The sequence below is a fragment of the Martelella limonii genome (genome assembly GCF_013344475.1).
GTDB classification, from domain to species: Bacteria; Pseudomonadota; Alphaproteobacteria; order Rhizobiales; family Rhizobiaceae; genus Martelella; species Martelella limonii.
Genome location: NZ_JABUOU010000005.1, coordinates 124,066 through 147,642, shown reverse-complemented (window position 1 = coordinate 147,642; position 23,577 = coordinate 124,066). Strand labels below are relative to the sequence as shown.

Genomic DNA, 23,577 nt, shown 5'->3' with positions numbered 1-23,577 from the left:
CCCAATCAGACCCCGCTTGTCATTGGATTTGAAGGCGGCTGCGAGGACAAAATTCCTATTTGAGCGCGGCAGGATCCGGCAGGTCATCATAGTCCGAGCAATCGCGGTGGCTGGCGGCGGGATCGACCTTGACGTCGATGACGACCGGGCCGCCGCGATCATGGGCGGCGCGGAGCGCATCGCCCATCTGGTCGGCCTCCGTCACGGTAATCCCGGACCCGCCAAGGCCTTCGGCCACCTTGGCAAAGTCATGATCGGCGAAATTGACGCCGATCGCCTTGTTGCCGAGATTGTCGCGCACCATGCCGAGGCCGGCATTGTTGGCAACGACATAGACGACATCGAGATTGTGCTCGGCAGCCGTGGCGATGGCGTCCATCGTCATGACGAAACCGCCATCGCCAATCACGCCGGTGACCCGTTTTTCCGGGCAGGTGATCTTGGCGCCGGTGGCGGCGGGCGTCGACCAGCCCATGCCGCCAATGCCGCCAGGTGCCACGAGCTGGTGCGGCGTTCTGAGCGGCAGCGACGAGGTTGCCCAGATCCGGTTGGTGCCGGCATCGAGCGTCAGCAGATCATCCGCCGTCAGGAAGCCGTCGAGACCACGCATGATATCGGCGTAATGCACCGTGCCGGGGCGGGTCTTGTAATGCGGCAGGTCACCGTAACGGTTGTCGGCCTTGACCTTGCCGATGAAATCCTTGCGGGCCTTGGCCGTGGCGGCATCAACGCCCGCTTCGGCATCGAGCAGATAGCGGATCACATCGGCGGCATCCGCCGTCACCGCCATGTCAACGGGCACCACCCAGCCGGCGTTCAGCGGATCGAGATCGACCTGGATGATCGTCTGATCGCCCGGGCGCATCATCTTTTCGTCCCGAAAGCGGGTATATTCCGGGCCAAGGCTGCAGCCGAGAACGAGGATGACGTCGGCGGCCTGAACCATGCGGTTGGCCGATTTCGCCGCCCAATTGCCCATCATGCCGACGGCAACCGGTGTGGTTTCGTCGATCACGCCCTTGCCGTGATAGCTCGAGGCGACCGCGATCCCCTCGCGATTGGCAAAACGCGAGAGCATCTCGCCCGAACGGCTCATATAGACGCCGTTGCCGGCGATGATCACGGGGCGCGCGGCCTTCTTCAGCGCCTCGACAATCGCATGCAGCGCGTCGCCATCGGGCTTCATCGGCGTCGAGCGCAGATAACCCTCTGTCGGATAGAGTTTCGCGCGCGGATGATCCGGCACCTCTTCGCGAATGATATTGGTGCGCATCACAACCGCTGCCGGTCCCTGGCGCGGCGTCATCGCGTGTTTCACCGCAAGCTGGGTGCCGTAGATCGCCTCGGCGGGCGTCGTGGCATAGGTTGCGTATTTGGTCATGGTCTTCAGGACGGCGAATGCATCGCCCGCGCCATAATCGCCGGTCATGGTCTGGTAGACGCCGTACTGGGCAAAGCCGTCATAGCAGGAGGTGTCGGTAAGAACGACCATGGGCGTGGACGAGAAATAGGCTTCCAGAATACCGAACGCGCCGGTCGTCGTCGAAAACGGCCCCTGCGCCATCAGCAGGCCGGGCTTTCCGGTGAGCTTGCCCGCCACCTGCGCCATCACCGATGCCGACTGCTCCGAACGCGCGAGCACCAGCTCGAATTCGTCCTTTCGATCGAAAAAGGCCGGCAGGGACCATGTGATGCCGAGCCCCGGCAGCGTGAAGCCGCGCTTGATCCCGGCCTCGATAAACGTCTTGATCACACCTTCATTGGTTTTCATCGCGTGTCCTCCCGTCGCAGCCGGTAACGCTGCGTGCTCTCCCGGAAGGCGACATTAGGACAACCATTTAATTCTGCCAAGCGCAATTTTGTATTGCTGTGCGCATTAATTTCTGCGCATAGCAATCCCCGCCCAAGCCTTCCTGAGCTGGCAATTACGATCAATGAAGGTGATGGAAGGCGGCACGGCGACCTGCGGCGGTGCTCAAACGGAACGGCGAGAGGGCGCTGTGATTGGGAACCGGCGGCCGCGCCGCAACACCGGCATCCGGACAAAACGCCGAGCCCGGCCTCTCACCTATTCTTCGTCCGCTTCCGCGTCCGCGGCAAAGGGATCGTCCAGCAGCGGTTCCGGGCCGAGAAGGCCGGCGTCTTCCAGCGCTTCGATATCGGGCAGATCGCGCAGGGTTTCCATGCCGAAGGTCGATAGAAAATGCCGGGTGGTGACATAGGTGTAGGGCGCGCCCGGCGTCGGACTGCGGGGACCGGAGGCGATGAAACCCGCGCTGCGCACAGCCGCGATCGTGTCGCGGCTGACCTCCTTGCCGAAGATCCTGCCAAGGTCTGCGCGGGTGATGGGCTGGTAATAGCCGACCGCCATCAGCACCATCATCTCGAATTCCGAGAGCGCTGCGCGGACACCCCGCGTCGGCGCGGCGGAGGCGCGGATCGCGTCGGCATAAGCGGGACGGCTGCGATGCTGCCATCCGCCGGCGACCGAGACCAGCTCGTAGGGCCGGCCGGCAAGTTCCAGCCGCAAATCCTCTATCAGGAGGTCGATGCTGCAATCCTTGCCGACCACGCGCGCCAGCATGTCGCGGGTTACAGGCTCGGCAGAGGCGAAGATCACCGCCTCGGCCCGCATCATCCATTCGCGCCAGCGCAGTTCGGGCGGAAGGGCCTCGAGCTCCCTGTCAAAGAGACGCTCGCCGTCCTTTTCGGCGCGCTTTCTGCCGCGCGGTGCTGATGAACCGGCCATCGTCAAAGCCCGTAGATGCGGAAGGAGGAACGGCCCGACAGCTCACTGACGGCATTGAAGCTTTCAAGCCGTTCGAACAGCCGCGTTGCCGCCCAGCGCGACAGGTTGCTGCCCGGCGCGCTTGCCGGCATCGCATCTTCCGAGAGCAGCCTTTCGATGACGGGCCGGGCTCCCCTTGTCCTGACCTTCGGCGCGACGCTGACCAGGATGTCGGCACGCCGCGCCACCGCCTCTGCCGCGCCGATCGCAGCCGCCGCGCCCTCTGCAAGCGCGAGGCAGACCGCGCGAGGAAAGCCCGCCTCCCCGGCGCTCACGCGTCCCCTTCCGCCGATGGTCCTGAAGGCGGGGCTGAAGCGCTCAGCCATCATCATCGGCACGGGCCGGTCCCATTTGAGCCTTGCGGCGATCAGCATATCGGCCATCGCCCAGGCGAGCGGCTCACAGTCCGGGCGGACCGCCAGAACGCCGGTGACGAGCTCCGCCACCGCGAACGGAACCGCACGGCTGGAGCGGAGCGCGTTCTCCGCGATATCGGCAACGGCAACGAGGTCGTCACCGGCGCCCAGTCCGAACAGAGCGGCAAGCTCTGCCACATGCCGTGCGGACATGGCCGGCCTTCGCGTGGAAAGCCGCTGATAGGCGAGGACCACGCTGCCCGCCGGCCCCGGATCGTCGCCCGCCGCCCGCAGCAGGACGGCATCGCGAAGCGCTGCCTCATCCTCTGCGCGCCCTTGCAGGCGAACCGCGGAACCGGCGCATTTCAGCGCCTGGCGGGCGCGCCAGCAGCCGGCCCAGACTGGCTCCGTGCGAACGATGTCATCCAGCGCTTTCAGGGCGATGCCGGCATAAAACGCCGCATCCGCCTCGGTGAGGTCAGAACTGCGCGGCCGCGCCCAGCCCGGCAACGGGGCCGAGCGCGTGGGCACATGGTTGGGGGTTTGCGAATCCATGGCGCCCAGATTACAGGATGCGTGCGCTTGTCGCCAATCGCTTCGAACATAACCGCACCACTTATCGACGGTTCTCTTCGGCGATTGGGTCCGAACCGTGAAACCGCATGCCAGCATTCCGACACATGCCGGGCCGGCTCCGGAGGGCCGACGCTCAGACAAGGGCGAAGCGGACGCCGTGATGACCCGATCCAGCATGCCGTCCGGCGACATTCATCGCGCGGCCCCCGAGCCAGCTTCAGTTCGGACGAATGGCCGCCGACGGGGCAGAAGCCTCTCCGCTCTTGCGAAAAGACCCGCTTTCACGCTGTTCCGTAAAGGAAGGCCTTGTCGGGCATCGGGCTTGCCATCACGGTTTCGCCCGGCTGAAAACTTCTGTCGCCGGCGGTGCGCGCCACAAGAAGGCCGAGCGCGGGAACCTCGAGATGGACGAAGGTATCGGCGCCCAGGCGCTCGACGTGGCGCACCGTGCCTGTCCACATCCCCTCATCGGGGGAAAGCAGGAGGTGCTCCGGGCGGATGCCATAGGTGGCGCAGCCCATGGCCTTTGCGACCTCACCCTCGAACAGGTTCATCTTTGGCGAGCCGATGAAGCCGGCAACGAAGGGGGTTCCGGGCCGCTCATAGAGGTCCATGGGCGCGCCGACCTGTTCGATCCTGCCGCCATTCAGCACCACGATCTTGTCGGCCATGGTCATCGCCTCGACCTGGTCGTGGGTCACGTAGATCATCGTGTTGCCGAGCTTTCGATGGAGATCGGTGAGTTCTATGCGCATCTGGGCGCGGAGCGCCGCGTCGAGGTTGGAGAGCGGTTCGTCGAACAGGAAGACATGCGGATCGCGGATGATCGCGCGGCCGATGGCGACGCGCTGGCGCTGGCCGCCGGAAAGCGCCTTCGGCTTGCGCTCCAGAAGGCTCTCGAGCTGCAGGACCGCCGCGACCTCTTTCACGCGCCGCTCGATTTCCGCCTTCGGCGTGCGGGCGAGCGACAGGCCGAAGCCGATATTCTCGCCGACCGTCAGATGCGGGTAGAGTGCGTAGGACTGGAACACCATGGCGATGCCGCGCTTTGACGGCTCGGCATGGGTGACGTCGCTGCCGGCGATCTCGATCGTCCCGGAAGACACGTCCTCGAGGCCCGCGATCATGCGCAGAAGCGTGGACTTGCCGCAGCCCGATGGGCCGACGAAGACGCAGAACTCGCCCTTCTCGACGACGAGATCAATACCCTTGATGACCTCGAGCGCGCCGAAATTCTTGCGGACCTGTTTGAGCGTTACATCGGCCATGGTCTATCCTTTCACGGCGCCTGCCGTCATGCCGGCAATGATCTGACGGTTGAAGAACACGAATACGAGAAGCGGCGGGATGGTCACGAGCAGGATGTTCATGAACAGGAGATTGATGGCGCTGTTGAACTGGCTCTGGAAATTGTAGAGCGTGATCTGCACCGTGACGTTCTCACTTCCCGGCAGGTAGTAGAGGGGATGGGTGAAGTCGTTGAAGATCGAGATCGACTGCACCACGATCACCGTGACCGTGACGGGTTTCAGGAGCGGCAGGATCAGGCGGAAGAAGATCTGCCAGGGCTTGGCCCCGTCGATCAGCGCCGCCTCGTCCAGATCGCGCGGAATGGTCGCGATAAAGGCGCGGAAAAGCAGGATTGTGAACGGCAGCCCATAGGCGAACTGGATCAGCACCATGCCGTAGAGCGTCTTGAACAGATGCAGGCCCTGCAGCACCCAGATGGTGGGCACCACTGCCGGCGGGATCATCAGCCCCGCGAGCACGAAACCGAACACCGCCCGGCTGACCCGGCTGTCGCGGCGCTGCAGGATATAGGCCACCATCGCGCCGAAGATCACCAGCAGCGTGATCGCGCCGACGGTGATCACCGTCGAGTTGAAATAGGCGAGCAGCAGCATGTAGTCGCGCGCCTTCACCACATCGATCAGGTTTTGCCAGAGCTGCCAGTGGGCGGGCAGCGCGAAACTGGGTCGCGCCGCCTCGGGCGCCGTCTTGGCGGCATTGACGAGAATGAAGAGGAACGGAATGATGAAGACAATGAAGGCCAGGACCAGCGCAATGCCGCCATGCACCCTCTGCCGGCGTCTTTTCGTGTTGATGGTCACAGGTCCAGCTCCTTGCGGTTGAACCACCAGGCAAGCGGCGCGATGATCAGGGCGATCAGCAGGAACAGAATGACGTTGCCGGCGGTCGACAGACCGTAAAATCCGGCCTGGTACTGCTTGTAGATGACCGATGCGAGGACATCGGAGGAAAAGCCCGGTCCGCCGCGCGTCATCGCCCATATCAGATCGAACAGCCTCAACCCTCCGATCAGCGACAGGATGATCACCGTGGTCGTCGCGGGACGCACGAGCGGGACGGTGACGCGCCAGAACTGCTGGAAACGGGTGGCCCCGCCGATCCGCTTTCGCGACGTGATGTCACGGCCCCGCGGGAGGCAACGATCGCCTTACCAGTTCGGCAGACGAAGCTGCTTTGCCTGCTTCTCGACGTCCCGGTCATAGAGCGCCGCACCGCTTTCGGCATCGCGGATGCCGGTTCCGACCTCCACCGTGATCTGTTCCAGTCCCGGCCCCTTGACCGGCGACAGGAATTCGAGCGCCGGCGCATTGCGCGCGGAATCCTGGAAATAGGGAAGCATGTCGGCAACCGCCGGCGGAACGTCATCCGGCAGGGTGCAGCCATTGATCAGGTAGGGCCCGCTGGCGCCAACAGTCTTCGTCATGATGTCACAGGAATCCTGCGAGGCAACGAAGTTGACGAAGTCCTTGGCGGTATCAACATGATCCCCGCCTTTCGCGACGTAGTATGCAGACGGCATCCAGACGGTGAGCCCGTTGTGATCCGGGTCGTCGCCCGGCTGGGCGAAGAAGCCGACATCCTTCACGAAGTCCGGATCGTTCTGCTGGATCGCCCCGATCGAGAAGGTCACGTCGGGATGGGCTGCAGTATAGGCATCGGTGAGTGCCTTTGCGATCGCCACCGTATCGGGACTGTTGTCCACAAGGAGGCTGAGATCCTCGGCCATCGCCCCTGTGGCGATCAGGCCGAAAAGGCCGGCTAGCGCCGTTGTTGCAAGAAATCGCGCAGTCATTGCTTCTCCTCCCATTGAACCGGCGTCCTCAACGCCGGAATGTCGACAACGGATCCTTCAATCCGCAACTGAAAACTCAATCAGGTGATGACCGGAACCGAGCGTGATCGCGCAAGCGTCGGCGGCAGCGCCATCGACGACGAGCGCTGCGCACCCTTCACCCGCGAACACCGCTTCCGTTCCCTCGGGCAAGTCCACCGTATAGCGCACCCTGCCCGCCTCGATCCGCCAGCCGGCCTCGATCCGCCCGTGCCGGCAGTCGTGCCACATCGAGACATGGCCGAGCGCCGGAAGGATCGTCGGATCGAGCAGGACGCGGTCAAAACCCGGCGCCTCCGCCATGGGCTTCACGCCGGCCACATCCTCGAACAACCATTGGCAGACCGCGCCATAGGCATAGTGGTTGTAGCTGTTCATCTCGGGATCATAGATCGTGCCGTCCTCGCCGATCGAGTCCCAGCGCTCCCAGATCGTGGTCGCGCCGCGCTCGACCTGATAGAGCCAGCCCGGTACCTTGCGGTTGAGAAAGACCTTTTCGGCAACATCGTGAAGTCCGAGCTTCGTCAGCGCCGGCAGCAGCGCCGGCGTGCCGATGAAGCCTGTGCCGATCAGATAGTCGGCATCCTCGATGGCCTTCGCGAAATAGGCCTTCGCCGCGTCCTGGTACTCCTCCGGCACCAGGCCATGGAGGAAGGCGAGCGCATAGGACGTCTGGTCGTTGTGGGCAAGCCGGCCCGCCGGACTGAAATATTCATGCCGGAAAGCGCTCCGGATCAGCTCGGCGCGGGCGAGAAGCGCATCGGCCTCCGCCTTCATGCCCAGGATCCCTGCAATGCGGGCGGTCAGATCGGTCGAAATGAAATGGTAGAGCGTGGCCGCGCAGTCGTCGCCGATGGTCGGCCGCGGCTTGCGATTGTCACCGACCGGCTGCAACCAGTCGCCGAAGGTGAAACCATCCGCACCCCATTTCGCATTCGGATGGATGATCGGCCCGTTGGAAATCGACCAGAGATAGTCAATCCAGCGTGTCATCGCCGGAAAGCAGCCCTTGAGCACGGCCGGGTCGCCATAATGCAGATAGAGCTGCCAGGGAATGATGACGATCGCGTCGCCCCAGCCGGTGGAGCCCGCCCAGTCACCGTCGAAAAGAGCAGGGTGAAGCCGGGTCGGATCCGGCGAGAAATGCGGCACGGCGCCGTTTTCGCGCTGATCGTGCATCACGTCGCGCAGATATTTCTCCAGAAATGCTTTCACATCACCAAACCAGCAGGCCGTGCCGGCGAAGACCTGGGCGTCGCCGGTCCAGCCGAGACGCTCGTCGCGCTGTGGGCAATCGGTCGGCACCTCGATGAAATTGGCGCGCTGCGACCAGAGCGTATTCAGCACCAGCCGGTTGACCGCCGGATCGCCGCATTCGAAACCGGCCTTGACCGCGGTAATCGAGGAAATCGGAACCTGCTCGATCGCCACGATCCTTGCGCCGCCCGTGAGCGCGACGCGGGCATAGCGGAAGCCGGTAAAGGTGAAGACGGGTGCGTAGACCTCCTCGCCTTCGCCCTTGAGCGCATAGGACAGGGCGGCGCGGGCACTGCGATAATTGCGGTTGTCGAAGGCGTTTTCAGGCCCGAGCGCTTCGGCGTGATCGATATAGGCGCCAGACCCTGCGGGCCCGGAAAGCGTGATGCGGACATAGCCGCCGGCATTCTGGCCGAAGTCGAAGATCGTCCGGCCGTCAGCGTCGGTCCATGAGGCCACCGGCGCGTTGACCGGCAGTTCGCGGACAGGCGCGATCTCGTGGGCGACCAGCTTGTGCGTGTCGAAATCGAGGCACTCGACACCGCCGGTTAACTGGAGCGCTTCGAGGCGCGCGTCATAATCCTCGCCATAATAGATGCCCGAGCGGGTAATGGGCAGAAGGCCGCTTTTCCAGTTCTCGCCGGTCGCAAGGCAGATCTCGTCGCCGGCAACGATCTCGGCGATGGCGCCGATACGATCGCCCCAGCAGTTCAGGATGGGTTGTTCCGCCCACATGATCTGGGAGCGGTACCAGCCATCGCCGAGCCAGATTTCGATCCGGTTTTCGCCATCGGTGACGAGACCGGAAATATCATAGCTCTGATAGGCGATCCGGTCGTCATAACAGGTCCAGCCGGGCGTCAGAAGATCATCGCCGACACGCTTGCCGTTGATGAAGGCGCGGTAAAGGCCGAGCGCGGAGATGTGGAGAACGGGCTGCGTATGCGCCGGGACGGTGAACGACGCAGCGACAAAGGCGGCGCGCGTCCCCTCCCCCGCATCGACGTCAGGGGCGACCATTTCGGCATGCCAGGCACGACGCTTCAACGCCATGCCGGCGCCTTCGGCGCGGGCAGCAATATTCATCTTTTCTCCTCCCTCGGCCAGCCTTCTACAGGTTGTGTAGACCGTTATACGTAGAATGTTATACAAAATGGTTTGCTTCGCAAGAGCGTTCCGGGCTATTTCTTCTTGCAACCTGATTTCGAAGGAAAAAAAATGGAAAAGAACGCCCGTGCGAGCCGCATCACGATCCGGACGGTTGCCGCCGATGCCGGCGTGTCCGTCGCTGCGGTTTCGAAGGTGCTGCGCAATGCCTATGGCGTCAGCGATGCCTTGCGCGAGAACGTCACGCGCTCGATAGAAAAGCTCGGCTACCGCCCGAGCACCGCCGCACGGGGCATGCGTGGCCGCACGTTCAGCGTCGGCGTTCTGCTGATCGACATGGAAAACCCGTTCCTGCCGAAGCTCGTCGGCGGCTTCAAGCGCAAGATGGCCGAGGCCGGCTACAACACCCTGATCGGCGTGGGTGAGGCGCGGACCCATGTCGAGAGCGCGCTGATCGAATCGATGATCGACATGCGCATTGACGGGTTGCTGCTGGTCGCACCGCGGATCGCCGGCAAGGGGCTCGACCAGTTCGCCAGACAGACCCCCATCACCGTGGTCGGCCACCATGAACCCGACGCCATCAACTTCGACACCGCCAATGTCGATGACAGGGAGGGTGGACGGCTTGCAACCGTTGCGCTCCTGAAAAAGGGCTATCGCGACATTGCAATGATAAGCCCCACCACCGTGCACCGCCGGCCCGGCGATGTCTGGCACGAGCGCGAGGCGGGCTATCGCGCAGCGCTTTCCCAGGCAGGACTTTCGCATGTGGCCCGGCTGATTGACATTTCCGAACGGCCAGATGAAATGGTCAAACAGATCAATACCATGCTCGACCGCAGCGACGTTCCCGAGGCGATCTTCTGCTGGAGCGATATCCATGGCGTGCCATTGATCAACATGGCCCGCAAACGCGGCCTTTCCGTCCCGGGCGATCTTGCCCTCATCAGCTTCGACAATTCCCCACCCGCCGCCCTGCCCCTCATCGAGCTTGCAAGCATCGATCAGGCACCGGCCCATCTTGGGTCCATTGCGGCATCACAACTGCTATCGCGGATCGAGGGCCGCACGGAAAGCAGCCATCAAATGGTTGCCCCCGTCTTCGCCGACCGGGCAAGCTATTAGCAACGGGCGCCGTTGAGGCGCGGCGTTCCGCCGCGATCGTCTGACTTGCGGCAGCCCGAGCCATGAAGGAAAGGATTCCCTCTCGGCTATGAGTGCCCCAGGTCGTCCCTGAGCAACTGCGACGCATCAGCCGCGCGCCTCCAAGGCGACGCCGAGAAAGCTGATGCTCCAAAGCGCCCGCCAGGCCGCTTCGGCAATTTTCGTGTGCGTTCACCGGCCCATGGCGGCTTGCACGAAAGGTGGGGGCCGGCCCGGCCTGATCTTGGAGCGGGCCGGCCTGTCGCCTTTGTCAGGCTGTTTCGCTCGCCGGATCAGCAGTGTGATCAGGCTCTTCGCGCTTGATCCTGAACCAGGCCACGTAGAGCGCCGGCAGGAAGAGCAGCGTCAGCACGGTTCCTGCGACGATACCCCCCATCATGGCGTAGGCCATCGGTCCCCAGAACACCTCGCGCGAGATCGGGATCAGGGCAAGCGTTGCGGCGGCGGCGGTCAGGAGGATCGGGCGCATGCGGTTTTCGGTTGCCTCGACCACTGCCCGCCAGGGCGGCACGCCGTCCGTCCTCAACTGCTCGATCTGAACGACAAGGATGACAGAGTTTCGTATCAGGATGCCGATGAGCGCGAGCACGCCCAGGATCGCGACGAAGCCCATGGGCGCGTTGCTTAGCAGCAGCGCCGCAACCACGCCGATCAGGGCGAGAGGCGCCACGGCAAACACGAGGAACAGCCGGCTGAAGCTCTGCAGCTGGATCATCAGGATGGTCGCCATCGCAAACAGCATCAGCGGGGCAACCGCAATGATCGGGCCCTGGGACTCCGCGCTGGATTCGACCGATCCGCCGACCTCGACATGATAGCCGGCCGGAAGCGCCGCGGCGAAGGCATCGACTGAGGGCTTGAGCTGCTCGACAATGGTCGCCGGCTGGGTTGGGCCACGGACGGCCGCCTTGACGGTGATCGTCGGAATCCGGTCCCTGCGGGCAATCATCGGCTGTTCGAGCTCGTAGTGGAAATTGGCGATCGCCGAAAGCGGCACGGAATTTCCGCTGGCGCTCGGGAGCTGGAGGTTCCTGAGCGTCTCGATCGAGCCGCGTTCGGAATCCTCGGCGCGTGCGATCACGTCGACCAGATAGATATCGTCCTTGACCTTCGTCACCGTCGAACCCTCGACGATACCATTAAGGCCGGTGGCGATGTCCTGGGACGAGATGCCGAGCTGGCGTGCCTTGTCCTGGAGGACGTCGACCTTGACGACGCGCGAGGGCTCGTTCCAGTCGAACGTCATGTTGCTCAGCAGCGCGTTGCCGTTGACGATCGCGCCGAGCTCCTGGGCAAAGGTGCGGACATTCTGAACATCGGGGCCGCTGATCCGGTACTGCACCGGCTTGCCGACCGGAGGGCCGATATCGAGCAGCTTCACGAAGGCGTCGGTTCCCGGGAAGGTCTCGACCAGATAGTCCTGCAGGTCGGCACGCAGCCGGTTGCGGGCCTCGATGTCCTTGGTGACGATCACGACCTGCCCGAACCAGGCGGCGGGCGTTGCGACATCATAGGAGAGGATGAACCGCGGCGCGCCCTCGCCGACATAGCTGGACCAGTGGTCGATGTCCGGATTTCCGGCGAGCTTCTCCTGTTCGAACTGCGCGATCTGGCGGTTGGTTTCGGCAATCGTGCTGTTTTGGGGCAGGTTCCAGTCGACGATCAGCTCCACGCGGTCCGAGGCAGGGAAGAACTGCTGCTGCACGAAGCTCAGCCCGCCGATGGAAATGACAAGGGCACCGACAGTGGCAAGGATGGTCACCCAGCGAAAGCGCATGCACCGGGCGAGGAGCCAGCTGAAGACCGCGGCGAACCGGCCCTTCTTTTCGTGATGCGATTTCATGGTCTTCGGCAGGATCGTCACGCCCAGAAGCGGCGTGAACAGCACCGCGACAACCCATGACACGATCAGCGATACGGCGATGACGACGAACAGGGTGAAGGTGAACTCGCCGGCCGCGCTGTTGTTGAGGCCGATCGGGATGAAGCCGGAGACCGTCACCAGCGTTCCCGTCAGCATCGGAAAGGCGGTGGACGTATAGACATGGGTGGCGGCCTTGCGGAGCGTGTCGCCATGCTCGAGGCGCGAGACCATCATTTCCACGGCAATCATCGCGTCATCGACGAGCAGGCCGAGCGCGATGATCAGCGCGCCGAGCGAGATGCGCTGCAGCGAGATGCCGGAATACTCCATGAACATGAAGGTGATTGCCAGCACCAGCGGGATGGAGATCGCCACGACCAGGCCGGCGCGCAGGCCGAGGCTGATGAAGCTGATCGCGAGCACGATGACGACCGCCTCGAACAGGGCCCGGGTGAACCCGGAGACCGCCTCGTCGACGACGGCGGGCTGGTCCGAGACCCGCTCGACATTGACGCCGATCGGCAGGTCGGCAACCACCCGGTCGAGCTCTGCATCGAGCTGCTCGCCGAATGTCAGCAGGTTGGCGCCGGCCCTCATGCCGATGGCAAGGCCGATCGCGGGCTCGCCATTGAAGCGAAACAGCGAAGAAGCCGGATCGACGTAGCCCCGCCTGATCGTGGCGATGTCCGTCAGCGGGAAGAACCGGTCGTTGATGCGAAGGTTGATCGAACGCAGGCTGTCCTCGGAGGTGAACTGGCCGCTGACGCGCAGGGCGATGCGCTCCGCGCCGGCCTCGACCACGCCGGACTGGGTGACGGCGTTCTGGGCCTGCAGGGTTTCGATCACGGCCTGCTGGTCGATACCGAGCGCCGCGATCTTGCGGGTGGAGAATTCGAGATAGATCGCCTCGTCCTGGGCGCCGATGACATCGATCTTGCCGACATTCGGCACGGTCAGAAGCTTGGCGCGGGCGTCCTCCACAAGATCCCGAAGCTGGCGCTGGGTCAGTCCGTCGGCGGTGAAGGCGTAGATATTGCCGTAGACATCGCCGAAACTGTCATTGAAGAACGGGCCGATGACACCGCTCGGCAGGTCTTGCGCAATGTCCCTGACCATGTTGCGGACGCGCACCCAGTTGTCGTTGACCTCGCTCGCCTTGGTGGAGGAGAGAAGCTCGACGAAGATCGTGGTCTGGCCGGCCGTGGTTTCGCTTCGGGTATAATCGAGCGCATCGAGCTCCTCGAGCTTCTTCTCGATCCGGTCGGTCACCTGGCGGGTCACGTCTTCGGCGGAAGCACCGGGCCACTGGGCGTTGATGATCATCGTCTTGATGGTGAAGGCGGGATCTTCCTCGCGGCCGAGGTTGATATAGGACAGCGCCCCTGCAACGACGAAGACCAGCATGAAGTACCAGATCAGGGAGCGGTGTTCGAGCGCCCAGTCGGAAAGGTTGAAGGATTTCACTTGAGCGACTCCTGATCGATGCGGATGGACTGCCCTTCTTCCAGGGAGTTGACGCCGGCGACGACGACGCGGTCACCCGGCTCCAGCCCCTTGAGAATGGTGACGCTGCCGGCGGCCTCGGCAGTGGCGGCGACCGTGACGGGGCGGGTCGTGACCTTGCCTGCACTCTCATCGACGATCCACACGGATGTCCCGGCTGCATCGGTCCTGATTGCCGAGGCGGGCAGGCGGATAGCGGGTGCGCTGTCGGAAACGGCCGTCGCCGTGACGATCGCGCCGAGACGCATGGCCTCCGGCGGATCGATCAAAGTCAGCTTGGTCCTGAAGGTGCGGGTGGCGGCATCGGCCGACGGTGCGATCTCGCGCACGACGGCCTTGCAGCGGACCGAGGGGTCGAGCTGGAGATAGACCTCGAAGGGCATGCCCTGCGTAACGTTGACGCCTACGGCCTCGGGAACGTCGATGATCGCGTCGCGCTCATCGGGACGCGCAACGGTGGCGATCGCCTGCCCGGCGGCCACGACCTGTCCGATTTCGGCAGAGGTGCTCGTGACCACCCCGTCATACTCGGCGGTCAGCTGCGCATAGCCGAGTTGCTCGTTCGCCTTGTCGAGCTTGGCCTCGGCCTTGGAAACCTCTGCCTCGGCGGTCTTGCGTTCCAGTGTCGCCGTCTCGTAGGAGGCTTCAGCGCCGGACTGGCGCTCGAACAGCTTTTTCTGCCGCTCCTCGTTCGATACGGCGTTGTCGAGCCTGGCCTGGCTGTTGTCCAGATCGGACTGCGCGCTCGTCACCGCGAGCTCAAGCGCAAGAGGATCGATTGCGGCCAGCACGTCGCCCTTCTTCACCAGATCGCCGGTGTGCACATTGCGGGCGACGAGACGTCCGAGAACCCGGAAGCCGAATTCCGTTTCGGTGCGCGCCTCGACCGTACCAGGCAGCGAAAGGCTGAAAGCCGGCTGGGGCTCCACCAGGACGGACAGCACCGGGCGCAGCTCAACTTTCTTTTCCTCCTCCTTCTGGCACCCGCTGATGAGCGCTCCGGCGAGAAGGAGGATGGCGACCTTGGACAGCTTTCTCATTGCCCGGCTCCCTGAAATGCGACAGCTTCACCTGCGCTGAGAAACTTTGTCCCGTCGGTCACCACGATCTCGCCGGGCTCGACGCCTGAGCGCACATAGAAATACCCTTTGACATAGGCCAGCACCTCCACGGGCCGCAGTGACACCTTTCCTGTCTGCTGATCGACCACCCAGACGGCGGTGCGTCCCGCGTCCGACGTCATGGCCTCCCAGGGCAGCCTGATCGCGTCGATCGGCTTGTAGTGTGCCGTTGCAACCACCGGGCTTCCCAGACTGAGCGGGGTGTCGGCATCGATGCCGAACTTGACGCGGATCGTTCCTGTTCTCGTGTCGATCGCCGGCGACACCTCCCGGAGCGTCGCATCTATCGGTTCGCCGCCGGTAAGGGGGCTGATCTGCACCCGGTCATCGAAATTGCGGCTCAGCAGAAACGACTCGTCGACATTGAAGACGGCGTCGCGCGGACCGTCCTGTGCGAGCGTGAAGACCAGCTGCGCTGCCTGCGCAACCTCGCCGACCTCGGCATTGCGGGTGGTGATCACCCCGGCGGCATCCGCTCTCAATTCGGTCTGGTTCAGCGTGTCTCGGGCGGTATCGACCTGCGCCTGCGCCGATTCGACCGTTGCATTCGCGCTCAATACCTGTTCGCGCGCCGCATCAAGCGCTGCGCGGGTCGACACACCACTCTTGAAAAGGCTTTCCTGACGGGTGAGAGCCTGTTGCGCCTGGCTCTGCTGAGCCTCAGCGGAATGAAGCGTCGCGAGCGCTACCGCGTGATCCGCTTCCTGTTCCTGGGAATCGATCCGCGCGAGGAGCTGGCCTGCCTCGACATGGTCGCCGACATCGACGTGCCGCTCGATGATCTGGCCGCTGATCCGGAACGACAGCTCGGACTGGACGCGCGCGATGATCTCGCCGGTGCTGGAAATCGTTTCCGACCAGGGCTCCACGCGAACCGTCGTCGTTTCGACCGAACGAGGCGACTTGCTGTCAACCTCGTCGGCAGGCCCGCAAGCGGTCAGGGATAAAATTGTAAACGCCAGCAGAAATCCGGTTTGAAGCGGTTGCATGATTGCCTCTTGATCAATGACAATAGCGGTGCTAACTTTGAATGACTAGTTAGTCAATGAATTTTTCATGCCTCGGGGCGATCGGGAGTGAAATGCCAACTAAAAAGATGACGAGAGCCGAGCAAAAGGCGTTGCGGCCGATCCAGATCCTCGATGCCGCCTTCGAGGAATTTGTCCTCAGCGGTTTTGTCGCGACCCGTGTCGAAGACATTGCGCAGCGCATCGGCGTCACCAAAGGCACAATCTACGTGTATTTCCCGACGAAGGAAGACCTTTTCTCCGCGATGATCCGCCATATCTCAAGGCCGGTCGCGGAGCTTCTGGAAGATTTCGGCGACCTCGAGGGAAGTTGCACGGAGCGACTGAAAGCGATGCTGCGACTTGCCTATCAGAGAGTGACGCAGGACAGGATGGCGCGCGAGCATCTGCGCCTGGTGATCTCCGAAGGCGCACGCTTCCCGGAAGTCATCGATGCGCATCATGCGGAACTCATCCAGCCCCTGCTATCGCATACGCAAGCCCTGCTCGACGAAGGGATCGCTGCCGGCGAGTTCCGAGACTGTCCTGGTGCGAGTGCCGAAATCGTGATTGCACCGATCTTGTCCCTGATCATGAACTTCCTGATCTTCGACAGCCGACGGTCGTTCGACCTCCCCAACTATATCGACGCCCACCTCGATCTCCTGCTCGGCGGCATCGCCACCTGATCCCGCGCCTTGATGTGCGGTCAAGGCCGCCTGACTTTCGGCGGGAAACACATGATCTGGCCGCTCGCATCGAGGCGGTTTCACTGCCCTTCGGCCTTCCCATTGCTCCAATGGGAAGGCTTGCAGGCATAGATCTTGGGGCTGCAGCTGTGGAGGATGCCTTTGAAAGGCATGGCCAGGCCGCGCATCATAGCCATTGCAGCCGAGCCCTGCTTCAGGGGATCGCCCTTATCTGCCGGACGGCCTGTCGGTTGCGTACGGGGCTTGCTGCGCCGTGGGTAGGCCATGCCCGCTCCCACCGTGGCCCTAAACCGTAGCGCGATCCCCTTCATGAGCGGTTTCGACGCGATTTTGACGGGCAAGCCAGTCAAGAACCATGCCGGCAATCTCGTGCGAATTGTCGTCCATCATCGGCATGTGGGAATTGCCGCGAATGCCGAGCGTGGGCAGATCGATGATGTCTGCGGTTCCGCCAGCGCGGATGAGCCGCTCGGCCTGCGCGACCGCATCCGACTTGTAGGGAATCCAGGCCGCGTTGTCGTCGCAGTGGTCGCCCCAGACATAAAGATGCGGAACCCGGGCGGCAGCCTCGATCGCCATCTTCTCCATCGCCGGCGCTCCGGCAGGCTCGATCAGGACCACCGCCGCGATCTTTTCGGGAATTGCGGCGGCGATGCGCTGCGCAAACCATCCGCCCTGTGAGTGTGCGACGATGATGACCTTGTCGAAACGCGCGACGAGCTTCAGGTAGGCCGCAACCGAAAGCGCGGTATTCGTCGTCCATCGCGGCACGAACTGGGCGCAGAGCTGGTCGAAGGCGTTGACCGGAAAGCGCTGGTGGTCGAACGCGCGCCGCAGCGCCGGGTCCTGGTGGAAGCCCGCTTTCGGGCCAATCCGGAACAGATGCCAGGCATCTTCCATGGTGCGGAACAGCGGCGGACTGTCATAGATATGCGGCCAGGGCGACCAGGACGCACGCCCGCGCTCGACCGCATCAGAAACGACGACATCATAGCCCGAGCGCAGGAAAATCGAAGACCAGCCGGGGCGTTGGTCTGGCGTGGTTTCCCAGGTAACGCCCGTCATCGCCCCGCCATGCCAGAACAGCACGGGAAACGCGGCGGCGGGCCGGGACAGGCGAAAGTGCTGCGCATAGATCTGACCGTTCACGTAGTGACCGTTGAGATCGACCACGCGTGCCTCTGCGTCCGGAGAGACCTTCACGTGTTGCACGGCCTGGTCCCGCAACTCGACCAGTTCGCCGCCGACGTGGAAGGACAGGATGTCACGAAGCGCGATATCGGAAAGCATTCAGAGTGTTCCTTGCGTGTCTGACGCTGCGATGATGGCGGGCTCAAGCGCCATCAGACGAACCCGGACGCTGCCTCCGGTGAGACGTTCAAGCGCAAGGCGCAAGGCCTTCGCTGCATCCGCGCGGACCTGCGACGTTCTCGCGTCGGTCGCGCGATGGAACACCTGGCAAAGCACATCCTTGCCGAAAGCGGGCGCAATCGCCGACGTCAGCACCACCTGAACGAGGTCAGGACTGGCGAACAGGTCTGCGGTCAAGATCCGGACCACCTCCGCCGTCAGCGCGTCAGCGCGCTGGCGAACGACCGGGACGAGCGGCTCTGAAACGATGATCTGGGCAATGGGCATGCGATTCTCCTATCGTGCGCCGAACACGAGGTCCGGCAGCCATGTCGAGACGGCGGGAACGAAGGTGATGAATGCGAGGAGAACGAGCATCAGGCCGATATAGGGGACCATCCCCTTGATCACCTTGTCGATCCCGGTATCGGCAACGGATTTCAGGACAAACAGGTTCATCCCGACCGGCGGCGTGAGCAGGGCGATCTCCATGTTGACGACCAGGATCACGCCGAAATGGATCGGGTTGATCCCGAGCTGGATGATCACCGGCACGATCAGCGGCACGAAGATCAGGATGACCGATATCACCTCCAGAAACATGCCGAGAATGAACATGATGAGATTGGCGACGATCAGGAACTGCCAGGCCGACAGCTGCATGTCTTCGACCGCGCCGACGAGGAGCCTGGTGACACCGGCGCCGGTGAGCCAGTGGGCAAATGTCAGGGCACCGAGAACGATGAAGATGATGACGCCGGTCTGCCGCACGCCGCTTGCAAGGATCGGCAACACGTCGCGCAGGGTGATGTCGCGATAAAACAGCAGGCTGACCAGCAACGCCACCACGGCGGAAAGACCCGCCGCTTCCGAGATCGTTACGAGCCCGGAATAGATGCCGCCGAGAATGATCACCGGCACGAGCATGGCGGGCAAGGCGCGCAGGTTGGCGCGGACAAACTGTTTGCGGTCGAGCTTCTCCTCGACCGGAAGATCGTGGCGCACCGCATAATAGCGCACATAGACCATCAGCAGCGCGGCCTGGATCAGCCCGGGAACGACGCCCGCAAGAAAAAGGCGCGGCACGGATTCATCGACGATGATGCCGTAGATGAGCATCGCAAGCGAGGGCGGGATCAGGATGCCGAGCGTACCGCCTGCGCCGATGGTGCCGGTGGCAAAGCTGATCGGATAGCCCCGTTCGCGCATGGCGGGGATCAGGACCGCGCCGATGGCGAGCGCCGTGGCCACCGACGAGCCGGAAATGGCCGCGAAAACTGCGGTCGCGAGAATGCAGACGATGCCAAGTGCACCGCGTGTGCGGCCGACCCATGCCGATGCCATGTCGATCAGCGCGCCGGCCACGCCGCCGCGCTGCATGAACGTCGCCGCGATCACGAAAAGCGGGATCGCGACCAGCGTGTAGGAGTTCAGATGATTGGCATATTGCTGGCCAAGGGAGACCAGTGGATCGCCCTCCACCAGCCAGACCAAGGTGGCAAGGCCGGAGAGAACCAGGTAGATCGGAATGCCCGCAAGCAGCAGGACGAAAAACAGGACCAGAACGGCTGTCAGAAGCATGGATCAGACCTCCCGGCCGGCGAGCAGCGCCACGAGCTGCCACAGATAGGTTGCCGCGCAGAGGGCGAAGCCCACGGGGATGGCGCTGTAATAGATCCACATCGGAAACCTGATGGATGAATCCGACCGCTCGCCAAGCATCAGGGCGAAATCGACCATCTGCCAGCCGGCCCAGACGATGATGCCGGAAACCACAACCCCGAAGAGGCAGACCAGGATCTGAAACAGCTTGCGCGGTCCGCCCGGAAGCTGGTCCGTCAGCATCTCCACGCTCACATGCATGCGCTCCCGGATCAGCCGGCTGGCGCTCAGCATGACGGCCCAGCCCACGAGATAGATCGTGACTTCGGCACCCCAGTCCGGAAGACGGGCCGGGGCGACGTAGCGCAAAACCGACTCGCTGACGGTCAGGAGCGCTGCTGCAAGAGCGAGGAGACCCGTGACGGCGGTCTCCAGACCGACAAGGTACTGTTTCATTTCAGAGGTCCACCGATGCGCGAGCGCGGTTCTACTGACCGGCCGCAGCCGTGAGCTTGGCGACGAATTCCGGGTTCATGCCCAGCTCTTCGACAAGCGCCGGCTGCGCGGCGACAAGCTTCTGCCGCATTGCGGCGAGCGCTTCCGGGCTGGGATCGGAGGTGACGATGCCGTTTTCCGCATTCAGCGCACGGGCGTCCTGCTGACGCTGCGCGGCGAAATCCCTCTCACCGTCAACCATCTCGTCCCATGTCGCCGACAGCAGGTTCTGAAGATCTTCAGGCAGTTTGTCGAAGCTGCGCTGGTTGATGAGCGGGACATACTGGACGATCGCCTGCCGGTCTTCCATGCCGTATTTGACACCGGCATCCCAGAGCTTCGAGGACGCAAGCGATTCCTGCGTCGTCCACAGTGACGAGATGGTGCCCGTCTGGAGCGCCTGAGGGACATCGGGCCAGGAGATCTGGACCGGAACCGATCCCATGATTTCGTAGCGTTCGACCGTTGCCGGTCCGCCCGGCACGCGCACTTTCAGCCCCGCCAGATCGGAGGGCTCCTTCAGCTCCACATCGGTGGAGAAGACCGTGCCGAAGCCGAGGTCGATCGGGCGCCCCAGAACCTTCACGCGAAGCTTGTCCTCGATCCGGCCATTCAGATCCTTGCCAACTTCGCCGTCGACGATCGCGTAGATCTCTTCGCGACCCATGCCGTAAAACATCGGCAATTGTTCGAAATCGGCTTCCGGCACGAAACGGGAAATCAGTTGGTACTGCGGGATCGCAATATCGATTGCGCCCTGCGCCACCGCCGCGGCCGCTTCGCTGTCCTTGTACTTGGACCCTGCCTCGAAGATCTCGATCTCCAGACGCCCATCGGACTTCTCTCCAACGGCCTTGGCGAAGTCCTTCAGCCAGACGTTCCGGACATGCTGCGGGCTGGTGTCGAGCGTGACCGACAGCGTGTAGTCCGCTGCCATCGAAACGCTGCTGCCGAGCATGAAAGCCACACCGGTTGCGGCCATGAGTTTGTGCATGTTCATAAAGCTCCTCCCAAGATGCTGGCAAGGGTGATAGCGCTGCGAGGCACAAATCTCTAATAGTGTTTGCCTCTTCCGATATAATCATTTTTATATGGCTTATGGCACAACTTGCACATCAGTTTGACCTCAACCGCCTGCAGGGCTTCCTCGCCGTCGCGGAAGAAGGATCGATCACGGCGGCTGCCGCGCGCCTGAGCGTGGCGCAACCGGCGCTTTCGGCTTCCATAAGACGGCTGGAGGCAGACCTTGGCGTTGCGCTGTTCGAGCGGCAGGCCCGCGGCGTCGCACTGACGCCGGCGGGCCGCGGCCTGCTGCCGCAGGTCTATGAGGTCTTCGGCATTCTCGGCTCGCTCAGAAGCGAGTTGAAGCAGATCGCCGAGGAGCCTGCGGGTGAGATTTCGATCGGCCTGCCACCAACGACGGCCGCGGTTCTGACGCGGCCCTTGCTGCGGCGGCTGACGGAGCAGTATCCGAAAATCTCGCTCCGGCTGGTGGAAGCCATGTCCGGCTATCTTCATGACTGGATCTCGACCGGCGATCTGGACATCGCCATAACCTTCAGGGAAAGCGACACGGAGGCCGTCATCAGCCAGCCGTTGCTGAAGGAGGAAATGGTCCTGATCGGCGCTGCCGATGCCATGAACGATATTCCCGATCCCTTCCCATTCACCCGCCTTGCAGACCTGCCGCTCATCGTCACCTCCAGCCGGCACTCGCTGCGCAGCAATCTCGAGCAGAGGATGGAGGCGCTCGGCAGGACGATGAATGTCCGGTTCGAAATCGACGCCGGACATCAGCTGGTGCGGCTGGTGAGTTCGGGGGAAGGTTATGGCGTCTTTGCCCGCAGCGCCTTCGTTGAGGAACTGGCAGCCGGGCGCGTGCGTGCGGTTTCGCTGTCGCCGGACTACATCCGCACCGTCTGCCTCAGCTATCACCGGCGCAAGAAAGCCGAGCAGGTCTTCGGCAGGATTATCGCGTCGATCGAGACACTGGTGAGCGAGATCGCCGGCACGGAACAATGGCCGACGTCGCGCCAAAACTGAACCTCAGGCAACGGTCGGGGTCAACCATCGCAGTCTCACAGCGCCTCAGTCATAGTCGATGTCCACCCAGCCGCGCCGCTCATGGGCTGCGGCCATGGCGTGGACCGCGCGTTCGATCTCGACACCTTTCTCGAAATCGATCACATGAGCGTCCCGTCCTTCGATGGCGGCGATCAGGTGGTGGCACTCGATGACCTTGAGGTCGTTGAAGCCAAGTCCGTGCCCCGGAGCGGGAATGAAACTGTCATAGGGCGGGTGCGCCGGGCCGGCGAGAATGCGGGTATAGCCGGCCTCACGGGCCGGGCCGTTGGCGCGGTAGAGCTCAACCTCGTTCATCCGCTCCTGATCATAGGCAATCGAACCGGCTGAGCCGAAGATCTGGATCGCGATCCGGCCCTTGCGCCCCCAGGCGGCGCGATTGGCCATCAGCACGCCGGAAGCGCCGCTTTCCATGCGAAACAGCACGCTGGCGATATCATGGGTTTCGACGGCGCGCTTGCCGCCGGTCTTCAACGGACGCTCGGCATAGGGTTTCGCCATGTCGGTGGTGACGCTTGCAAGGCGCCCGAACAGCACCCGGATCAGCGACAGCGGATGCACCGCGAAATCGTCGAGCGCCCCATAGCCGGAACTTGCCTCGCTCTTCCAGTAGAAGAACTGGTCCGGATCGGCCATGAAATCCTCGTCCATCTCGATGCGGATGTGGTTGACCTCTCCGATGGCGCCCTCATCGAGGAGGTTCGCGATCTCCCGGATCATCGGGTTCTGGATATAGTTGTAGCCAAGGACAGCGGTGCGGCCGGCGCTGCGGGCTGCTTCGCGCATCTTCAGCGCATCCTTAAATTTCGGCGCCATCGGCTTTTCGCACCAGATGTGCTTGCCGGCGTGGAGCGCCTCGATCGCCATTTCCGGATGGAACGCGTTCGGCGCGGCAATCGATATCACGTCCACCTCCGGGTCCGCGATCAGATCGCGCCAGTTCCCCGTCGCCTTCTCGAAGCCGAACGCGCGGGCCTTGTCGCGCGCAAGCTGCTGGTCGACTTCTGCAAGATGCACAAGGCGAACCTGCGGGCCATCGCCAAAGGTCGGGCCGACGGCATTCCATGCCAGCGCGTGGCATTTCCCCATATAGCCGGTTCCGATCAGGCCAATACCGATAGACGACATGCGCGAGCCTCCCGCGCCCTGAGGCGCATTGATTGCAGATTGTAGTGAAGATGTCCCAGGATCGAAGGATGATTTTTTTATTTCATGAAGTCAATATTATGGAATATAAATTGCATCGAGGGCCGGGCCAGGTCTCGATCGTAGATCCGGGATAGGCCGGAATCGCTCGCTGAAGCCGGGAGCAACGCCTGCCGAACGGCGCAAGCAGTTCGAGGTCATCACCCATGCCATGAGACTTCCGGCGCCCGCCGAGGTCGACACGGGCGACGAACGCTGGGATTGGGTACAACCGAAGGAAAAACATTCACCACAATATGGCGGG

At 63.1% G+C, this 23,577-nt stretch carries 19 protein-coding genes and 1 pseudogene; 3 read left to right on the top strand and 17 right to left on the bottom strand.

Translation table 11 applies throughout. The features are described from left to right. Positions 1-55 precede the first annotated feature (55 nt). The 8 genes and pseudogenes from HPQ62_RS12625 to HPQ62_RS12590 form a co-directional block, all read right to left on the bottom strand. Positions 56-1,771, bottom strand: coding sequence for a thiamine pyrophosphate-binding protein (locus HPQ62_RS12625; protein ID WP_174802916.1), 1,716 nt, complete (start codon positions 1,769-1,771; stop codon positions 56-58). A 297-nt stretch (positions 1,772-2,068) separates the two neighbouring features. Continuing rightward, positions 2,069-2,749 carry an SMC-Scp complex subunit ScpB gene (gene scpB, locus HPQ62_RS12620; protein WP_174802915.1) on the bottom strand — a complete coding sequence of 227 codons (681 nt, stop codon included), beginning with the start codon at positions 2,747-2,749 and terminating at the stop codon, positions 2,069-2,071. Positions 2,750-2,751: 2 nt separating this feature from the next. Continuing rightward, positions 2,752-3,699, bottom strand: coding sequence for a DUF1403 family protein (locus HPQ62_RS12615; RefSeq protein WP_174802914.1), 948 nt, complete (start codon positions 3,697-3,699; stop codon positions 2,752-2,754). A 302-nt stretch (positions 3,700-4,001) separates the two neighbouring features. Continuing rightward, positions 4,002-4,988 carry an ABC transporter ATP-binding protein gene (locus HPQ62_RS12610; protein ID WP_174802913.1) on the bottom strand — a complete coding sequence of 329 codons (987 nt, stop codon included), beginning with the start codon at positions 4,986-4,988 and terminating at the stop codon, positions 4,002-4,004. 3 nt (positions 4,989-4,991) lie between these two features. Continuing rightward, positions 4,992-5,825, bottom strand: a complete 834-nt coding sequence (locus HPQ62_RS12605) for a carbohydrate ABC transporter permease (protein ID WP_342343711.1) — start codon at positions 5,823-5,825, stop codon at positions 4,992-4,994. Positions 5,826-5,827: 2 nt separating this feature from the next. Next, positions 5,828-6,133, bottom strand: a pseudogene (locus HPQ62_RS12600) (carbohydrate ABC transporter permease); the annotation flags it as partial. Positions 6,134-6,178: 45 nt separating this feature from the next. Further along, positions 6,179-6,823 (bottom strand): extracellular solute-binding protein, encoded by a 645-nt coding sequence (locus tag HPQ62_RS12595; RefSeq protein WP_174802912.1) that lies wholly within the window; start codon positions 6,821-6,823, stop codon positions 6,179-6,181. A gap of 57 nt (positions 6,824-6,880) precedes the next feature. Then, on the bottom strand, positions 6,881-9,205 hold the full coding sequence (locus tag HPQ62_RS12590) for an alpha-L-rhamnosidase (RefSeq protein ID WP_244629671.1): 2,325 nt from the start codon (positions 9,203-9,205) through the stop codon (positions 6,881-6,883). Between the two features lie 132 nt (positions 9,206-9,337). On the opposite strand from HPQ62_RS12590, the gene HPQ62_RS12585 reads away from it, so the two are divergent. After that, positions 9,338-10,354 (top strand): LacI family DNA-binding transcriptional regulator, encoded by a 1,017-nt coding sequence (locus HPQ62_RS12585; RefSeq protein WP_174802911.1) that lies wholly within the window; start codon positions 9,338-9,340, stop codon positions 10,352-10,354. Positions 10,355-10,643: 289 nt separating this feature from the next. Here HPQ62_RS12585 and HPQ62_RS12580 read toward each other — a convergent pair whose 3' ends face one another. The 3 genes from HPQ62_RS12580 to HPQ62_RS12570 are packed head-to-tail and all read right to left on the bottom strand — an operon-like array spanning position 10,644 to position 15,870. After that, complete coding sequence (locus HPQ62_RS12580; protein WP_174802910.1) at positions 10,644-13,721, bottom strand: efflux RND transporter permease subunit; 3,078 nt, start codon at positions 13,719-13,721, stop codon at positions 10,644-10,646. After that, the gene (locus HPQ62_RS12575) at positions 13,718-14,800 is read right to left on the bottom strand and encodes an efflux RND transporter periplasmic adaptor subunit (RefSeq protein WP_174802909.1); all 1,083 of its coding nucleotides are present in this window, start codon (positions 14,798-14,800) and stop codon (positions 13,718-13,720) included. The genes HPQ62_RS12580 and HPQ62_RS12575 overlap by 4 nt, the downstream gene beginning before the upstream one ends. Next, complete coding sequence (locus HPQ62_RS12570) at positions 14,797-15,870, bottom strand: efflux RND transporter periplasmic adaptor subunit (protein ID WP_174802908.1); 1,074 nt, start codon at positions 15,868-15,870, stop codon at positions 14,797-14,799. Before HPQ62_RS12570 ends, HPQ62_RS12575 begins: the two co-directional genes overlap by 4 nt. 92 nt (positions 15,871-15,962) lie before the next feature. Between HPQ62_RS12570 and HPQ62_RS12565 the strand changes: the two genes are divergently transcribed. Next, a complete protein-coding gene (locus HPQ62_RS12565; RefSeq protein ID WP_174802907.1) occupies positions 15,963-16,577 on the top strand; it encodes a TetR/AcrR family transcriptional regulator in 615 nt (204 codons plus the stop codon). A 306-nt stretch (positions 16,578-16,883) separates the two neighbouring features. Here HPQ62_RS12565 and HPQ62_RS12560 read toward each other — a convergent pair whose 3' ends face one another. From HPQ62_RS12560 to dctP, 5 genes are read right to left on the bottom strand one after another with little or no spacing between them, the layout of a single operon-like run. Beyond that, positions 16,884-17,888: an alpha/beta hydrolase gene (locus HPQ62_RS12560; RefSeq protein ID WP_174802906.1), complete on the bottom strand. Its 1,005-nt coding sequence runs from the start codon at positions 17,886-17,888 to the stop codon at positions 16,884-16,886. Further along, entirely contained in the window at positions 17,889-18,236 is a 348-nt protein-coding gene (locus HPQ62_RS12555) for a hypothetical protein (RefSeq protein ID WP_174802905.1), read from the bottom strand. 9 nt (positions 18,237-18,245) lie between these two features. Next, positions 18,246-19,529, bottom strand: a complete 1,284-nt coding sequence (locus tag HPQ62_RS12550; RefSeq protein ID WP_174802904.1) for a TRAP transporter large permease — start codon at positions 19,527-19,529, stop codon at positions 18,246-18,248. Between the two features lie 3 nt (positions 19,530-19,532). Beyond that, on the bottom strand, positions 19,533-20,006 hold the full coding sequence (locus HPQ62_RS12545; protein WP_174802903.1) for a TRAP transporter small permease: 474 nt from the start codon (positions 20,004-20,006) through the stop codon (positions 19,533-19,535). A 31-nt stretch (positions 20,007-20,037) separates the two neighbouring features. Further along, complete coding sequence (dctP, locus tag HPQ62_RS12540; protein ID WP_174802902.1) at positions 20,038-21,045, bottom strand: TRAP transporter substrate-binding protein DctP; 1,008 nt, start codon at positions 21,043-21,045, stop codon at positions 20,038-20,040. A gap of 98 nt (positions 21,046-21,143) precedes the next feature. Between dctP and HPQ62_RS12535 the strand changes: the two genes are divergently transcribed. After that, positions 21,144-22,088: a LysR family transcriptional regulator gene (locus HPQ62_RS12535; protein WP_174802901.1), complete on the top strand. Its 945-nt coding sequence runs from the start codon at positions 21,144-21,146 to the stop codon at positions 22,086-22,088. Positions 22,089-22,133: 45 nt separating this feature from the next. On the opposite strand, the gene HPQ62_RS12530 is transcribed toward HPQ62_RS12535, so the two are convergent. Further along, on the bottom strand, positions 22,134-23,255 hold the full coding sequence (locus tag HPQ62_RS12530) for a Gfo/Idh/MocA family protein (protein ID WP_174802900.1): 1,122 nt from the start codon (positions 23,253-23,255) through the stop codon (positions 22,134-22,136). Positions 23,256-23,577 lie beyond the last annotated feature (322 nt).

What these genes read in the sequence shown, in the direction of transcription:
- scpB (WP_174802915.1), bottom strand. Translation starts at nt 2,749, where the DNA reads ATGGCCGGTTCATCAGCACCGCGCGGCAGAAAGCGCGCCGAAAAGGAC.
- HPQ62_RS12590 (WP_244629671.1), bottom strand. Translation starts at nt 9,205, where the DNA reads ATGAATATTGCTGCCCGCGCCGAAGGCGCCGGCATGGCGTTGAAGCGT.
- HPQ62_RS12585 (WP_174802911.1), top strand. Translation starts at nt 9,338, where the DNA reads ATGGAAAAGAACGCCCGTGCGAGCCGCATCACGATCCGGACGGTTGCC.
- HPQ62_RS12570 (WP_174802908.1), bottom strand. Translation starts at nt 15,870, where the DNA reads ATGCAACCGCTTCAAACCGGATTTCTGCTGGCGTTTACAATTTTATCC.
- HPQ62_RS12615 (WP_174802914.1), bottom strand. Translation starts at nt 3,699, where the DNA reads ATGGATTCGCAAACCCCCAACCATGTGCCCACGCGCTCGGCCCCGTTG.
- HPQ62_RS12610 (WP_174802913.1), bottom strand. Translation starts at nt 4,988, where the DNA reads ATGGCCGATGTAACGCTCAAACAGGTCCGCAAGAATTTCGGCGCGCTC.
- HPQ62_RS12560 (WP_174802906.1), bottom strand. Translation starts at nt 17,888, where the DNA reads ATGCTTTCCGATATCGCGCTTCGTGACATCCTGTCCTTCCACGTCGGC.
- HPQ62_RS12625 (WP_174802916.1), bottom strand. Translation starts at nt 1,771, where the DNA reads ATGAAAACCAATGAAGGTGTGATCAAGACGTTTATCGAGGCCGGGATC.
- dctP (WP_174802902.1), bottom strand. Translation starts at nt 21,045, where the DNA reads ATGAACATGCACAAACTCATGGCCGCAACCGGTGTGGCTTTCATGCTC.
- HPQ62_RS12530 (WP_174802900.1), bottom strand. Translation starts at nt 23,255, where the DNA reads ATGTCGTCTATCGGTATTGGCCTGATCGGAACCGGCTATATGGGGAAA.
- HPQ62_RS12595 (WP_174802912.1), bottom strand. Translation starts at nt 6,823, where the DNA reads ATGACTGCGCGATTTCTTGCAACAACGGCGCTAGCCGGCCTTTTCGGC.
- HPQ62_RS12555 (WP_174802905.1), bottom strand. Translation starts at nt 18,236, where the DNA reads ATGCCCATTGCCCAGATCATCGTTTCAGAGCCGCTCGTCCCGGTCGTT.
- HPQ62_RS12575 (WP_174802909.1), bottom strand. Translation starts at nt 14,800, where the DNA reads ATGAGAAAGCTGTCCAAGGTCGCCATCCTCCTTCTCGCCGGAGCGCTC.
- HPQ62_RS12565 (WP_174802907.1), top strand. Translation starts at nt 15,963, where the DNA reads ATGCCAACTAAAAAGATGACGAGAGCCGAGCAAAAGGCGTTGCGGCCG.
- HPQ62_RS12535 (WP_174802901.1), top strand. Translation starts at nt 21,144, where the DNA reads ATGGCACAACTTGCACATCAGTTTGACCTCAACCGCCTGCAGGGCTTC.
- HPQ62_RS12550 (WP_174802904.1), bottom strand. Translation starts at nt 19,529, where the DNA reads ATGCTTCTGACAGCCGTTCTGGTCCTGTTTTTCGTCCTGCTGCTTGCG.
- HPQ62_RS12545 (WP_174802903.1), bottom strand. Translation starts at nt 20,006, where the DNA reads ATGAAACAGTACCTTGTCGGTCTGGAGACCGCCGTCACGGGTCTCCTC.